13 protein-coding genes are annotated in these 14726 nt (G+C 74.6%); 8 read left to right on the top strand and 5 right to left on the bottom strand.

Annotated features, from left to right (window positions below):
- The first annotated feature begins 107 nt into the window (after nt 1–107).
- A complete protein-coding gene (locus ACIRB4_RS20080; RefSeq protein ID WP_403292927.1) occupies nt 108–734 on the top strand; it encodes an FMN reductase in 627 nt (208 codons plus the stop codon).
- 254 nt (nt 735–988) lie between these two features.
- The gene (locus tag ACIRB4_RS20075) at nt 989–1516 is read left to right on the top strand and encodes a DinB family protein (RefSeq protein WP_403292925.1); all 528 of its coding nucleotides are present in this window, start codon (nt 989–991) and stop codon (nt 1514–1516) included.
- 25 nt (nt 1517–1541) lie between these two features.
- Here ACIRB4_RS20075 and ACIRB4_RS20070 read toward each other — a convergent pair whose 3' ends face one another.
- The 3 genes from ACIRB4_RS20070 to ACIRB4_RS20060 form a co-directional block, all read right to left on the bottom strand.
- On the bottom strand, nt 1542–2408 hold the full coding sequence (locus tag ACIRB4_RS20070) for an ABC transporter permease (protein WP_403292924.1): 867 nt from the start codon (nt 2406–2408) through the stop codon (nt 1542–1544).
- Entirely contained in the window at nt 2405–3373 is a 969-nt protein-coding gene (locus ACIRB4_RS20065; RefSeq protein WP_403292922.1) for an ATP-binding cassette domain-containing protein, read from the bottom strand. The genes ACIRB4_RS20070 and ACIRB4_RS20065 overlap by 4 nt, the downstream gene beginning before the upstream one ends.
- A gap of 147 nt (nt 3374–3520) precedes the next feature.
- A complete protein-coding gene (locus tag ACIRB4_RS20060; protein ID WP_403292920.1) occupies nt 3521–4279 on the bottom strand; it encodes an SDR family oxidoreductase in 759 nt (252 codons plus the stop codon).
- 130 nt (nt 4280–4409) lie between these two features.
- Here ACIRB4_RS20060 and ACIRB4_RS20055 point away from each other — a divergent pair, with 130 nt between their 5' ends.
- Together ACIRB4_RS20055 and ACIRB4_RS20050 are read left to right on the top strand one after the other, a co-directional pair.
- Nucleotides 4410–7631, top strand: a complete 3222-nt coding sequence (locus tag ACIRB4_RS20055; protein ID WP_403292919.1) for an AfsR/SARP family transcriptional regulator — start codon at nt 4410–4412, stop codon at nt 7629–7631.
- A gap of 109 nt (nt 7632–7740) precedes the next feature.
- The gene (locus ACIRB4_RS20050) at nt 7741–8292 is read left to right on the top strand and encodes a hypothetical protein (protein WP_403292917.1); all 552 of its coding nucleotides are present in this window, start codon (nt 7741–7743) and stop codon (nt 8290–8292) included.
- On the opposite strand, the gene ACIRB4_RS20045 is transcribed toward ACIRB4_RS20050, so the two are convergent.
- Nucleotides 8247–8702 carry a hypothetical protein gene (locus tag ACIRB4_RS20045; protein ID WP_403292915.1) on the bottom strand — a complete coding sequence of 152 codons (456 nt, stop codon included), beginning with the start codon at nt 8700–8702 and terminating at the stop codon, nt 8247–8249. The genes ACIRB4_RS20050 and ACIRB4_RS20045 overlap by 46 nt on opposite strands.
- Before the next feature lie 493 nt (nt 8703–9195).
- Nucleotides 9196–10656 (bottom strand): PLP-dependent aminotransferase family protein, encoded by a 1461-nt coding sequence (locus tag ACIRB4_RS20040; protein WP_403292914.1) that lies wholly within the window; start codon nt 10654–10656, stop codon nt 9196–9198.
- A gap of 77 nt (nt 10657–10733) precedes the next feature.
- Between ACIRB4_RS20040 and ACIRB4_RS20035 the strand changes: the two genes are divergently transcribed.
- The 4 genes from ACIRB4_RS20035 (at nt 10734) to ACIRB4_RS20020 (ending at nt 14555) form a co-directional block, all read left to right on the top strand.
- Complete coding sequence (locus ACIRB4_RS20035) at nt 10734–11534, top strand: alpha/beta fold hydrolase (protein ID WP_403292912.1); 801 nt, start codon at nt 10734–10736, stop codon at nt 11532–11534.
- Nucleotides 11535–11571: 37 nt separating this feature from the next.
- The gene (locus ACIRB4_RS20030) at nt 11572–12021 is read left to right on the top strand and encodes a hypothetical protein (protein ID WP_403292910.1); all 450 of its coding nucleotides are present in this window, start codon (nt 11572–11574) and stop codon (nt 12019–12021) included.
- A 96-nt stretch (nt 12022–12117) separates the two neighbouring features.
- The gene (locus tag ACIRB4_RS20025) at nt 12118–12354 is read left to right on the top strand and encodes a DUF2630 family protein (RefSeq protein ID WP_403292964.1); all 237 of its coding nucleotides are present in this window, start codon (nt 12118–12120) and stop codon (nt 12352–12354) included.
- 242 nt (nt 12355–12596) lie between these two features.
- A complete protein-coding gene (locus ACIRB4_RS20020; protein WP_403292908.1) occupies nt 12597–14555 on the top strand; it encodes an FUSC family protein in 1959 nt (652 codons plus the stop codon).
- The last annotated feature ends 171 nt before the right edge of the window (nt 14556–14726 follow it).

The raw sequence follows: 14726 nt of genomic DNA, 5'->3' as shown, positions 1-14726 counted from the left end.
AGGAAGTCATCCCCGTCCTCCGCAAGGAGTTCGCCAACCTCCGCCCGGCCGGCGTCCCCGCGACCGCCCCCCTCCACCCCGCCGCACGCACTCAGGAGGCGTAAGCCATGCAGACGCTCAAGCTGGTCGCCGTGTCGGCCGGGCTCAGCCAGCCCTCGTCGACCCGGCTGCTCGCCGACCGGCTGGCCAAGGCCGCCGAGGAGCGGCTGACCGAGCGGGAGTACGCCGTCGAGGTGCGGGTGGTCGAGTTGCGCGACCTCGCCGTCGACATCGCGAAGAACCTCGTCAGCGGTTTCCCCTCGGCCCGGCTCCGGGCCGCGATCGACGCGGTGACCGGCGCGGACGGGGTCATCGCGGTGACCCCCGTCTTCACCGCCTCGTACAGCGGCCTGTTCAAGTCCTTCTTCGACCTGATCGACCCGGACGCGCTGACCGGCACGCCGGTGCTGATCGGCGCGACCGGCGGCACCGCCCGCCACTCGCTCGCGCTCGACCACGCTCTGCGGCCGCTCTTCGCCTACCTGCGGGCCCTCGTCCTGCCGACGGCCGTCTACGCCGCCTCGGAGGACTGGGGCTCAGGCGGCGACGAGTACACCGACGGCCTGCCGGCCCGGATCACCCGCGCGGGCCGCGAGCTGGCGGACGCGGTGGCGGCCCGCAGCCCGGCCGGGAACGCGGACGAGGTTGAGGTCGTGCCGTTCGAGCAGCAGCTCGCCGACCTGCGCCTGGACTAAAAGGCCCTAGGTCGTGTCCGGAAAGTCTCGCCTGGCCTGCGACGCCCTGCACGCGCGGTCGCTGCGTTGGCCACAAGCCCAAGTAGCTCCGCTACGAGGGCTTCCGGCCGCCTTGCGATCGCACGCACCGGACGCCGCAGACCCCGCCCTCCGGGCGGACGGCGATACTTTCCGGACACTCCCTAGGACACAGGCAGTCGCACGAGGACTGACTAGGACACGGCTCGTCCTATATCCCGCCTAGGGTCCGCTTCATGACCACTTCTTCGGACAACCAGGGCCGTCCGCTTCCCGGTGAGCGCGGGGAAGTCCTCCACGCGCTGGCGGAACAGCGCGAGCTGTTTCTGATCACGCTCCGCGGGCTCAGCGACGGCCAGGCCGCACAGCGCACCACCGTCAGTGAGCTGACCCTCGGGGGCATTCTCAAGCACCTCGCGACCGGGGAGCGGGTGTGGACCCGCATCCTGTCCGCGGGAGACGGCGAACTCCCCGAGGGCATGCTCGACATGGACCAGTACCGGATGGCCGCCGACGACACGCTCGCCGGACTGCTCGGACAGTACGCCTCCGCGACCAGGGCGACGGACGACGCCGTCGCCGCGCTGCCGGACCTGGACCGGACCGTCCCCCTCCCCGTCACGCCCTGGAGCCCACCGGAGCCCGTTCGCTGGTCCGCGCGCCGCATCCTGCTGCACCTGCTCCAGGAGACGGCCCAGCACGCCGGTCACGCGGACATCATCCGCGAGGCGCTGGACGGCGCGAGCTCCACCGCCCAGCGGTAGGGCTTTCGTTTGGACCAGGCCCGGATCACTTGCGGTTGTAGAGCCGCATCGTCACCGCGCCGAAGACCACCACGAACACCGCCGACCACCCCAGCGACCAGGCGATGTCGGCCGCCGGCCAGCGCCCCTCCATCAACTCCCGTATCGCCGTCGCCAGATGCGTCACCGGGTTGTTGTTGACGAAGGCCTGCAGCCAGCCCGGCATCGTCCTCGGGTCCACGAAGACGTTGCTCAGGAACGTCAGCGGGAAGATCACCATCATCGAGACGCCCATGACGGACTTCTCGCTGCGCAGCAGCAGCCCGAACATCGTCCAGATCCACGAGAAGGCGAACGAGAACACCAGCAGCAGCGCCACACCCGCCAGCACGCCGAGGACCCCGCCGCCCGGGCGATAACCGATGATCAGGCCGACGGTGAGCATCACCGCCGAGGCGATCAGATAGCGCACCACGTCCCCGAGGAGATAGCCGACCATCGGGGCCGGCCGCCAGATCGGCAGCGTACGGAAGCGGTCGAAGACGCCCTTCTCGATGTCGGTGTTGACCGAGACCCCCGTGTACATCGTGATCATCACGACGCTCAGCACCAGGATGCCGGGCAGCAGGAACTGGACGTACGCCGAGACGGAACCGGCCAGCGCGCCCCCGAAGAGGTACGTGTACATCAGCACCATCATGATCGGGAACGCCGTCACGTCGAAGAGCTGCTCCGGCACGTGCTTGATCTTCAGCATGGCGCGCCAGCCGAAGGTCAGCGACGCCGCCAGCGCGCCGGGCCGGTCCGGCCGCTCCTGGTCGACGAGGAGCGCGGCCAGCTCCTCGGCCTTCGGGGCCTCGAAGGCCAGGGCGTCGCTCTGCTGTGTGTCCTTGCCGGTGGTGACGGTGCTCATGCCGTCGTTCCCTTCCGGTCGGTGAGGGCGAGGAAGACCTCGTCGAGGCTGGGCTGTCCGAGACCGAAGCTGTCGACCGTGACCCCTTGCGCCGCCAGCTCGGCGAGCGCCCGGGCGGCCTGTTCGGCGGCGCCGAGCTCCGTACCGTGCCCGTTGACGGTGGCGGTGAGGGCGACCGGATCGGCGTCGAGCTGCACGGAGGCGTTCAGGGCGGTCCCGAGGACCCGCTCGGCGACCGGGCGCTGCTCGGGGTCGCGCAGCCGTACGTGCACCGAACCGGAGCCGACCGACGCCTTCAGCTCGCCCTTCGTACCCTCCGCGATCACCTTCCCGTGGTCGATCACGGCGATACGGGAGGCCAGCTGGTCCGCCTCGTCCAGGTACTGGGTGGTGAGCAGGACGGTGGTGCCCTGGGCGACGACCGCGCGGACGATGTCCCAGACCTGGTTGCGGCTGCGCGGGTCGAGGCCGGTGGTCGGCTCGTCGAGGAAGAGCAGGTCGGGGGTGTTGAGGATGGACGCGGCGATGTCGATACGGCGCCGCATACCGCCCGAGAAGTGCTTGACCTGCTTGTCGGCGGCCTCCGCGAGCCCGAACGCGGCGAGCAGCTGCGCGGAGCGGTCACGGGCGGCCGGCCGCGAATGGCCGAGGAGCCGGGCCAGCAGGACCAGGTTCTCGGTGCCGGTCAGGTCCTCGTCGACGGAGGCGTACTGGCCGGTGAGGCTGACCCGGCCCCGTACGGCGTCGGCGTCCCCGACCACGTCCAGGCCGAAGACCCGGGCCCGGCCGCCGTCCGGGCGGAGGAGGGTGGCGAGCATCTTCACGGCCGTGGTCTTGCCGGCGCCGTTGGGGCCGAGGACGCCGTAGACGGTCCCGGCCGGAACCCGGAGGTCGATGCCGTCCACGGCACGGTTCTTGCCGAAGACCTTGACCAGGCTCTCGGTCTCGATGGCGAGGTCGGTCATGCGATTCCTCCGGGGTCCGGGGACGTGGGCCGCGTCGGACGCGGACGCCGTGTCGATCGCGGGCGCCCTGCCAGACGTGGGCGCCCTCGGCGACGTGTGTGCCGTTTCAACCGCTTTCACCAGTCTGCGACGGCGGCGCGCCCCGGTCTACACGGACACGATCTGCTGCACCAGACCTCCGTCGACGGCCAGCTTCACCCCGGTCGTGAACGTCGCGTCGACGGCCAGGAACAGCGCCGCCTTCGCCACCTCGTCGGCCGTGCCGTGCCGGTGCATCGGCGTGGCCGCGTCGCCCGCCGCCTTGAACGCCCGGTGCTCCTCCTCCGTGAGCCCCTGCACCCCGCCCCCGGGGGTGTCGATGTAACCGGGCGAGACCGCGTTGACCCGGATCCCGCGCCCGACCAGCTCGGCGGCGAGCCCCTGCGCGAAGGACCACAGCCCGGCCTTCGTGGCCGCGTAGACGCTCATACCGGGCGTACCCGTGACGTCGGCGACCGAGGTGGTGAAGACCACCGCACCGCCGTCCCGCAGCAGCGGCATCAGTCCCTGCACGGTGAAGTACGGCCCCTTGAGGTTCACCGCGAACATCCGGTCGTACTGGTCCTCGGTCATCTCCTCGATCGGGCCGAGCTCCGAGATGCCCGCGTTGACGAAGAGCAGGTCCACGCCGCCCAGCCGCTCCTCGACGATCGCCGGCAGAGCCCGTACGGCGTCGAGGTCGGCCAGGTCCGAGGAGATGACATGGGCGGCCGGGCCGAGTTCGCCGGCGGCCTCCTTGAGGTTCTTCGGGTTGCGGCCGGTGAGCAGCACCTCCGCGCCGCCCTCGACGAGACGCTTGGCGATGGCGAGCCCCATGCCCATGGTGCCGCCGATGATCACGGCCTTCTGTCCTTCGTACTTGCTCATGTGCGCACAGCTCCCTGTGTTCGGCGTGTTCGGTGTTCTCGGAACGACGTTCTCGGAACGACTGTGCGCGGGGCGGCTGACGGTCCGCTGAGGGAAGGCTGAGGGCCAGGCCGTGGGTTACGGTTTCGGCATGCGGTTCGGGGTGCTGGGTCCACTGTCCGTACGGGACGGAGCCGGCCGTCCCGTCGGCGTTCCGGAGGCGAAGGCACGTGTCCTGCTCGGCTGTCTGCTGGCCCGAGGCGGCCGGCCCGTCGCCACCGGTCCGCTGATCGACGCGCTCTGGGGCGACCGCCCGCCGGCCCGCGCCGCGAACGCCCTCCAGGTCAAGGTCTCGGTGCTCCGCCGCGCCCTCGGCCGCGACCGGATCGTGCACCGGCCGGCCGGTTATCTGCTCGTCCTGGACGAGGGCGAGCCGGACGCCGCCCGATTCCGCGCGCTCGTCGCCCGCGCCGGGCGCACGCCGGGGCCTCGGGAGCGGGCGGCGCTGCTGGACGAGGCGCTCGGCCTGTGGCGGGGGACGGAGGCGTACGCGGACGTCGCCGACCACGCCGTCGTACGGGAGGAGGCGGACCGGTTGGCGGAGGAACGGCTCGTCGCGGAGGAGGAACGGGCCGAGGCGTGGCTGGAGTCGGGCGACCGCACGGTCCTGGGCACCCTGGCGGCGGACCTAGCCCCGCTCGTCACCGCGCACCCCCTGCGGGAGCGGCTGCGCGCGGCCCAGCTGAGAGCCCTGTACGCCGCGGGCCGGCAGAGCGAGGCCCTCGCCTCCTACGAGGCCCTGCGCCTGCGCCTCGCGGAGGACCTGGGCGTGGACCCGAGCCCCGAACTCGCCGCACTCCACACCGCGATCCTCCGCCAGGACCCTTCGGTGACGCCGCCGGGGCGTGCAGGTGGGGGGAGGACGGGGGCGCCGGCGCCCGCGCCAGGAGCGGGCGACGGTCCGGGCGCGGGCGCCGTAGGCGGCACGAATGCCGCTGCCAGCGCGGACGCGGCGGGCGACGCCAGCGCCGCAGACGACATGAATGCCGCCCCCACCACCGACGCGGCGCGCGGCCACAGTGCGAGCCCCTCGCTCAGGCGCGAGTCCGCCCTTCTCCCGGCTTCCGCGCCGAGCCCCCTCAGCGGGCTCGTAGGCCGCGCCCGGGAAGTACAAGACCTGGGCGAACTCCTCCGTACCGCCCGGCTGGTGACCCTGGTCGGGCCCGGTGGGGTGGGCAAGACACGGCTCGCGCAGGAGGTGGCGGGGGGCGGCTCGTTCGTCGAGCTCGCCGGTCATCGCGGCGACGCCGCCGAGCTGGCGGAAGCCGTGACCGCGGCCCTCGGCATCCGGGAGGACGCCGCCGTCACCCTGCCGCGCCACGGTGCCCGCGCCGCCGCTCAGGGCGACGCCACCGAGCGCCTGGCCGCCGCGCTGCGCGACCGGCCCGCTCTCCTCGTGCTCGACAACTGCGAGCATGTCGTCGACGCCGTCGCCGAGTTGGCGAGTGGCCTGCTGCGCGCCGTGCCGGGCCTGCGGATCCTCGCCACCAGCCGGGAACCGCTCGCCGTCCCCGGCGAGGTCGTGCGCCCGCTCGGCCCCCTCCCGCCCGCCGACGCCGTACGCCTCTTCGCCGAACGCGCCTCCGCCGCCTCCACCTCCTTCGCCCTCACCGACGCCAACCGCGCCGACGTCACCGAGATCTGCGCCCGCCTCGACGGCATCCCGCTCGCCCTCGAACTGGCCGCCACCCGCCTCCGTGCCCTGAGTACGCGGGAGTTGGCACAGCGGCTCGGTGACCGGTTCCGGGTCCTGGCGACCGGACGCCGGGGCGTTCCGGCCCGCCAGCAGACCTTGCGCGCGGTGATCGACTGGAGCTGGGAGCTGCTGTCCGCCCCCGAACGGATCGTGCTGCGCCGCCTCTCCGTCCACCGGGACGGCTGCACCCTCGACGCGGCGGAAGCGGTCTGCGGCGACGGCACGGCGGCCCTGGACGTGGTGGAGCTGCTCGGCCGGCTCGTGGACCGCTCGCTCGTGATCCGCGACGGGGAGCGGTACCGGATGCTGGAGTCGATCGCCGCGTACGCCACCGAGCGCCTGGAGGAGATGGGCGACGGCGACGCGGTACGGGAACGGCACCGCGCCTACTACCTGGACCTCGCCGAACACGCCGCTCCCCTGCTGCGCGGCCCCGAACAGCGGGAGTGGCTGCGGCGGCTCGACGCCGAACGCGCCAACCTGCGGGCCGCGCTCGACGCCCAACCGGACCGGCCGGACCGGTTCGCGGTCGCCCTGTCGTGGTACTGGCTGCTGTCCGGGCGGCTGCGGGAGGGCCGCCGCCAGCTGGCGGCCGCGCGAAGTCCCGAAGCGCGGGTCCTCGCGGCCGCCTTCGCGTTGCTGTGCGGCGAGAAGGCCGGGACGTCGGATCTGCCGTACGGCTCGATCGGCGACCCCGGCGTCCGCGCCCGGGCCCGCTGGCTCGTCGCCTACGGCCACTTCAACACCGGTGACCTGGCCGAGAGCGAGCGCCTCGTCGCGGAGGTCGGCGCCGCGGACCCCTGGGCGCGGGCCGCCGTCCACGCCCTGCGGGCCGCGCAGGCGCTGCTGCGGGGCGACCTGGCGGCGCAAGGCAGGCACGGGCGGGAGGGGAGGGCGCTCTTCCGCGCCCTGGGCGACCGGTGGGGCGAGTCGCAGTCCGTCTCCCCTCTGGCGGCGCTCGCCGAGATCGACGGTGACTACGCGAGGGCCGCCCGGCTGCACGAGGAGGGGCTGCGGCTCGCAGAGGAGTTGGGCCTCGCGGCCGAGCGGTCCGCACGGCTCTCGGGCCTCGGCCGGCTCGCGCTGCTCGCGGGTGACGTCGAGCAGGCGGCGGAGCTGCACGAGCGGGCACGGCAGGGGGCCGCCGAGCACGGTTACAAGTTCGGGGAGATCTACGCGGAGATGGGGCTCGCGCTGGGGGCGCGGCGCGCCGGGCGCCTGGACGAGGCGGAGGAGCGGCTGCTGCGGATCCGGGAGTGGTACCGGGAGGTCTCCTCGGAGGAGGGCAACCATCTGATCCTCGCCGAGCTGGGCTTCGTCTCCGAACTCCGCGGTGACGCGGCGACCGCCCGCACCTGGCACCTGCGCGCCCTCACGGCGGCCCGCGCCACCCGCGACCCGCGCGCCCGCGCCTTGGCCCTGGAGGGCCTCGCGGGGGCGGAGTCGCTCGACGGGGGCGCCTCCCGGGCGGCCTGGTTGCTGGGGGCTGCGGCCGGTCTGCGGGCGGGGGCGGGGGCGCCGCTGGCCCCGGCGGAGCGAGGGGACGTCGCCCGTATCGAGGCCCGTCTCGCCCGCCTCACCGGTGGCGGGGCACCGCCTTCCGCGTCCTCCCGCTGACCGGCGCCTCCCGGACCTTCGGGGACGAGGAGGGCTCCCCCGCGCGGGGGAGACGGTCGGGCCCCCACGACGACGCCCCGGCTCACCGCCGCCCGGCACGCTGAGCGGCATGATGAAGACGAAGGCGCTCCCGGACGTGCCCCGTTGGGCGGCCCTCGCCGCCCACGCCGTACCGCTGATCGTGCTGCCCTCCGGGATCTGGCGGATCGCCCTGACCGTCGGGCTGCCGGTCGCCGAGGTCGACGACCCGGGCCTCGGTCAGGCCGCGTACCAGATCGTCCTCACCGTCGCCGCCGAGCTGCTCGCCTTCCTCACCCTCGGCCTGGTCCGCTCCTGGGGAGAGGTGTTCCCGCGCCGGCTGCCGTTCGTCGGCGGGCGCCCGGTCGGCGCGGCGGCCGCGACCTCCGCCGCACTCGCCGGGGCGGTCGCGCTGTGCGCGCTGGTGGGCTGGTTCACGTACGCGGCGTACGCGGGACTCGGCGAGAACTCCGTCGGTACGCACACCGACGGCCCGGCCCAGCAGGTCCTGCTGTACGTCTGCTACCTGCCGCTGCTCGCCTGGGGCCCGCTCCTCGCCGCCGTGGCGGTCGCGTACCACCGCCGCCGCGCCGGCCGCTACGGGCGCGGCAACGGCCTCCCGGCCGCGTCCTCGTGGGTGTAGAAGACGTAGAACGCCACGCAGAACACGCCGGCCGCGACGGGCAGGGCCAGCACCACGGCGGACAGCACGCTCGCGTTCGAGAGGCTGAACAGGAACCCGATCGCGATGCCCGCCAGCGCCGCCCAGGCCATCGCGCGCGGCTCACGGGGCAGCGCCCGCTGCCGTCGCCGCAGCGTGTGGAGGGCGACGGCGAGGACCGCCGCGGAGACGACGCCGAGCACGGCCTGCCCCCAGGTGAGCGGGCCACCGTGGCGTGCGACGGTCGACGCGTACAGGCCGTAGATCACGCCCAGGACGACGGGCAGCATCCATCCGCCGGCGGCACCGGTCGTGCCAGCCGTGCCGGTCGTGCCGGTGGTCGGGCGGCGGTGGTGGTGGCGCCGGGTGGGCGGCGCGGCGTGTGCGGCCATGGCCGGAGCTCCTTCGCTCTCGCCCCCTCCACCCTCCAGGGCACACCCGCGCCCAGCCCTCCCGCAACCGGACGCGACGGGGCGGGGCTGGGCGTGGCCGGGCGCGACGGGGCGGGGCTGGAAGTGACCGGACGCGACGGGGCGGGGCGGGGCGTGACCGGGCGCGGCTGGGCGGGGCTGGGCGGGGCTGCGCGGCTGGAAGCGACCGGACGCGACGGGGCGCGGCTGGGCGCGGTCGGCTCAGGCCGCCGACCGGACCGCAACCACGACCGCGTCGATCTCGAAGACATCCCTGGGCAGGGCGGGCGAGGCGACCCACTGAGCGTCCGCGCGGGCAGCCGGTCCCCGAAGGCCGGTACCCGGCGGCCGTCCCCGCACCCGGGCCGGCGCGCGGCCCTTGCTGCCGGATCTCGGTGCAGCGAAACGCCTCCCCCGGGCCCTCGACGGCCGTGACCACGTCCATGGGTGACGCGAGGGGTGACCGGAGCCCCGCTCAGGGGCCTTCGGCGGCGAGGGACGCCAGCGCCCCCAGGGCCTCGTCCAGGACCGGCAAGGCCGGTGAGGCCAGGCCCACGCGTACCGCGTCGGGGGCCGAGCCGGGGCCGACCGCGAAGGCGCTGCCCGGGGTCACCGCCACCCCGGCGCGCTCGGCGGCCGCCGCGACGAAGGTCTCCGCCCGCCAGGGAGCGGGCAGCTCCCACCAGCAGTAGGCGGACAGCGGCGAGGTGCGGATGGCGTACGCGCCCAGCCGGCGCCGCACCACGGCGCCCCGGGCCGCGAGGTCCGTCCGCTTGGCCGCCACCACCGCCGCGACCGTGCCGTCGCCCGCCCAGCGCGTGGCGGCGGCCAGCGCCAGACCGCCCGCCGTCCACGCCCCGGAGCGCAAGGCGTCCGCGAGATCCGCCCGTCGCACCTCCGGAGCGACGAGATAACCGACCGTGAGACCGGGAGCGAGCCGCTTGGACAGGCTGTCCACGAGGACCACGCGCTCGGGTGCGTACGCGGCCAACGGCGCCGGAGCGCCTGCCCCGTCCGGCGAGGCCGACCCACCCGACCCCCCTGCCGAAGCCCACCCACCCGCCGAGCCCGACCCGTCCGCCGAGTCCCACCCACCCGCCGAGCCCGGCTCGTCCGGACCGTCCGGCCCCTCCGGGAGGAGGAACGCCCACGTCGTGTCCTCGATCGCCGTCAAGCCGGACTCCCGCAGCACGCCCGCGAGTTCCGCCCGCCGTCGCGAACCCATCGTCACGGAGAGCGGGTTGTGCAGGGTCGGCTGGACGTACACCGCGCCGAGCGGGCCCGCCCGGTGTGCCGCCGCCAGCGCGTCGGGCCGCATCCCCTCCGCGTCGAGCGCGATCGGAACCAGCCGTACGCCGAGCCGCTCCGCCACCGCCTTGACCAGCGGATACGTGAGAGCCTCGACGCCGAGCCGGCCCCCGGGCGGTACGAGCGCGGAGACCGCGGCCGCGATGGCCTGGCGGCTGTTGCCCGCGAAGAGCACCGCCTCCGGGTCCGGCGCCCAGCCGCCCCGCGCGAGGACGCCCGCGGCCGCCGCCCTCGCCTCCACGGTCCCCGCCGCCGCCGTGGGCCGCCGGGTCGCCTCGGCCAGCACATCGGCCCTGGCCAGCGACGCGAGCGCGCGGCCCATCAGCTCCGGCTGCCCCTCCACCACCGGGTAGTTGAGCTGGAGATCGACCGGCGCCGCCCCGGTCGCCTCGGCGAGCGCGGGCCCCGGCAGCGGCGGAGCCGCCCGTACGAACGTGCCGCGCCCCACTTCGCCCACGACCAGGCCACGCCGGCGCAGCTCGCCGTACACCCGGATCGCGGTGGAGTCCGCGATCCGGTGGCGACGGGCGAAGACCCGCTGCGGAGGCAGCCGGTCGCCGGGCCGCAGCCGCCCGTCCGCGATGGCCTCCGCCACCCGGTCGGCGATCCCGCGATAGTCCTCGCCCACGTCGGCCGCCCTCCACGATTGCACCGAGAGCAAAGATTTTATTGCACCGAGCGCGAGCGGCTGCCTAGCCTCCGAACATGCCTTCCGCAGAGATCGACGGAGTCGTCATCGGCTACGAGGACAAGGGCACGGGCCCCGCACTCGTCCTGGTCCACGGCCATCCCTTCGACCGCACCATGTGGCAGCCCCAAATCGACCGGTTCTCCGCCACGCACCGGGTCGTCGCCCCCGACCTCCGGGGTTACGGAGCGAGCGACGTCGTCCCCGGCACCACCCCGCTCTCCGCCTTCGCCGGGGACCTCGCCGCCCTCCTCGACCGGCTCGGCATCGAGGAGTTCGTCCTCGCCGGGCTCTCCATGGGGGGCCAGATCGCCATGGAGTGCTACCGCCTCTTCCCCGAGCGGATCCTCGGCCTCGTCCTCGCCGACACCTTCCCGGCCGCCGAGACCGAGGAGGGGAAGGCGGGCCGCAACGCCGTCGCCGACCGGTTGCTCGCGGAGGGCGCGGCGGGCATGCGCCGGTACGCCGACGAGGTGCTCGACCGGATGGTCGCCCCGTACAACACCCACGCCGCCGCCCATGTGCACCGGATGATGTGCGCGACCGACCCGGCGGGCGCGGCCGCCGCCCTGCGCGGCCGTGCCGAGCGCCCGGACTACCGCGCGCTCCTCACCACCGTGTCCGTACCCGCCCTGGTGGTCGTCGGCCGCGACGACACGTACACCCCCGTCGCGGACGCGGAGGCGATGCACGCCGCGCTGCCCGACTCCACGCTGGTGGTCGTCGAACGGGCCGCCCACCTGCCCAACCTGGAACGGCCGGAGGAGTTCGACGCGGCCCTCGCCGATTTCCTGAGCTCACTCGTTCGGCCCCGCTGAACGATCGGTTCCGAACCGTCGCCCGGACGATGGGCCCATGAGCCAGCACACCGCGGGTCCCACGAGCCGCGCCCGGGCCCGGGCCATCGTGACCGTCACCGCTCTCCTCGCCCTGTCCTCCACCGCCTGCACGGAGGAGGACAGGGCGAAGGTCGGGGACGCCGTCTCGTCCGCCACCGCGGCGGCGGCGTCGCGGATGGCCGAGATCACGGACGGGGTGAACGCCGACGCCGACGTCAAGGCCGGGCCGGTGAGGACGGAGGGGGACCGGACCGTCGCCGACGTGACGGCGACCAATCCCGGGGACGGGAACGCCGACTACACGGTCATGGTCAACTTCCGCGACGACGGCGGGGGCCTGCTCGACTCGGTCGTCGTGAACATCGACGGCGTCGCCCCGGGCGCGTCCAAGAAGGCCACGGCACGCAGCAACCGGTCGCTCTCCGGCGCGACGAAGGCCGAGATCGGCCAGGCACTGCGCCACTGACACCAGCTGCCGGGGCCGGTGCGTACGGCCGCAGCCGCTCGACCTGCACGAGAGCCGCCGATCGGCCACGCTGGACGCATGGACCACATGGACCGCATGGACGACGACCAGATCCTGGAGAGCATCAGCTCCCTCGTCGAGGAGGAACGCGCCCTGCGGCAACGCACGGGCGGGCTGCTCCCCGAGGAGCGCTCCCGGCTGGCCGAGCTCGAGGTGCAACTGGACCAGTGCTGGGACCTGTTGCGCCAGCGCCGCGCCAAGGCCGAATTCGGCGAGGATCCCGACACCGCCGCGGTCCGCCCGGCGGCCGAGGTCGAGAACTACCGCAGCTGAGGCGAGGCGCCCTGACCGGCGGGGGCCTGCCCCGCGGGGCCTGACCGGCGCGGACCTGACCAGCCGGGCCTGACCCGGCGCGGACCTGACCAGCCGGGCCTGACCGGCAGCGACCTGACCGGCGCGGACCTGACCGCGGCGACCTGACCACCCGGACCTGACCGGCGCGGACCTGACCCGGCGCGGACCTGACCAGCCGGGCCTCCCGCCTCCCCGCTCCCGGCTCCCCGTACGTTGGTCGCATGGCGCGTACCCCACGGCTCTCCCCGCCCCCCTGGCTCACCGCCGGGCTCCGGCCGCAGGCCGCGCCCGTGCCCTGGGCCGCCGTCGTCCGCGCGTCGATCGCGCTCTCCGCGCCGCTCGCCGTCGGCCTCGCCGTGGACCGGCCGGTCTACGGCGCGCTGGTCTCCATGGGCGCCCTGTCCGGGGTCATCGGCGACACCGCCGACGCGTACCGCATGCGGTTCTACAACATCGCCGTCCCCCAGCTCTTCGGCGCGCTCGGCGTCACCCTCGGCAGCCTCGTCTTCGGCCAGGGTTGGCTCGCCGTCGCCGCCCTCACCCTGATCGCGCTCGCCTCCGGGATGATCTCGTCGATCGGCGCCGTCGCCTCCGTCTCCGGTCTGCTGCTCCTCCTCAACGCCGTCGTCGGCGCGGGCCTGCCCATGCCCGAGCCCTGGTGGAAGGCGCCCGTCCTGCTCACCCTCGGCGGGGTCGTCGTCCTCGTCCTGACCCTGCTCGGCTGGCCCCTGCGCGGCGGGGTGCCCGAACGCACGGCCGTGGCCGGCACCTACCGGGCCGTCGCCGACCTCCTCGAAGCCGCCGGCTCACCCTCGTACGACGAGAAGCGCCAGGCCGTCACCACCTCCCTCAACCAGGCGTACGACCTCGTCCTGGCGCGCCGCGCCCGCCACCACGGCCGCACCCCGGCCCTCGTGCGGCTGCTGGCCCAGCTGAACGTGGTCATCCCGCTGGTGGAGGCCGCCCCGGCCGCGCACCTCGCGGCGGTACGGTTCCACCGGCCGCTGCCCGCCGAGGTCCCGGCGGCCGTGCGCGCGCTGGCCGACGCCGTCGAGGAGGGCCGGACGGACGCCGCTCTCCCGCCCCTGCCCGAGCCGGCCCGCCCCTCCGAGAAGGCCGTGGACCACGCCCTGCGACACGCCGCGGCCGTCGTCCGCGAGCCCGAGCCCAAGCCGTTCGCCGCCGACGACCGGCTCGGCCGCCCCGCCGCGCTGAGCGTCCGGGCCCGCCGCTCCGCCCGCGCCGTGCTGTTCTCCGGGGCGTCCTGGCGGTACGGGCTGCGGCTCGCGCTCTGCATCGGACTCGCCCAGACGCTGGTCTCGCTGATCGCCGTGCCCCGCTCGTACTGGGTCGCGCTCACCGTCACGTTCGTGATGAAGCCCGACTTCGGGTCGGTCTTCTCCCGCGCCGTGCTGCGCGCGTTCGGCACCGCCGCCGGGCTCGTCGTCGCCGCGCTCGTCCTCGCCCAGGTGCCCCGCGGCTGGTGGGACGTGCCGGTGATGGTGCTGCTCGCCGCCCTGATCCCCGCCTTCTCGGCCAAGGGGTACGCCTTCCAGACCGCGGCGATCACCCCCGTCATCATGCTGCTCTCCGACCTGCTCAACCGGCAGGGCTTCGACCTGGTGCTGCCCCGGCTGTACGACTCGCTCATCGGCTGCGGGATCGCCCTCGTCGCCGGGTACCTGCTGTGGCCGGAGTCCTGGCGCACCCGGATCGGCGACCGGCTCGCTGACGCGGTCGCGGACACCGCGGCGTACGTGGCGCGGGCGTTCTGCCCGCCGGAAGCGGAGGACCCGGCGGCCCGGGTGCGTGCCCGGCGCGCGCTCTACCGGGACCTGTCCACCGTCCGCTCCGAGTTCCAGCGGGCGCTGACCGAGCCGCCGCCGGCCGGCACCCTGGCCGCCGCCTGGTGGCCGCTGGTCGTCGCCGTGGAGCGGATCGTGGACGCGACGACCGCCGCCCGGGTCCGGGTCGACCACGGCGCTCCGCCCCCGGAAGCGGAAGAAGTGGAAGCCCTGGAACGGGAGTTGCGCGAACTCGCGGACGGACTGCGGCGCAGCGACGTCCTGGTGGAGGTCCGGACGGAACTCGGCGGGGACGAGGACGGCGTCCTCGCACCGCTGCGCCAGGAGGTACGGGCCGCCCGCGCGATCGCCACGCCCCGGAAGGACCCGGACTGAACCCGCGTTCCACCGCCCCGAGTCAGCCGATCGAACTTACCGGCGGTCACCGGATGGAACCTTCCGTACCGCCGTTACCGGAACCCACTCGTGCGACTACGATGCGCTCGATTCACCTTGACCCGTGCTTCCACCGGGGAGATCCGACCCGACCGGCACGGTCGCCTCGTC

The sequence above is a fragment of the Streptomyces sp. NPDC093600 genome (assembly GCF_044764755.1).
GTDB lineage: Bacteria > Actinomycetota > Actinomycetes > Streptomycetales > Streptomycetaceae > Streptomyces.
Note: the sequence above shows the minus strand (reverse complement) of the source record. Positions and strands in the feature narration are given on the sequence as shown.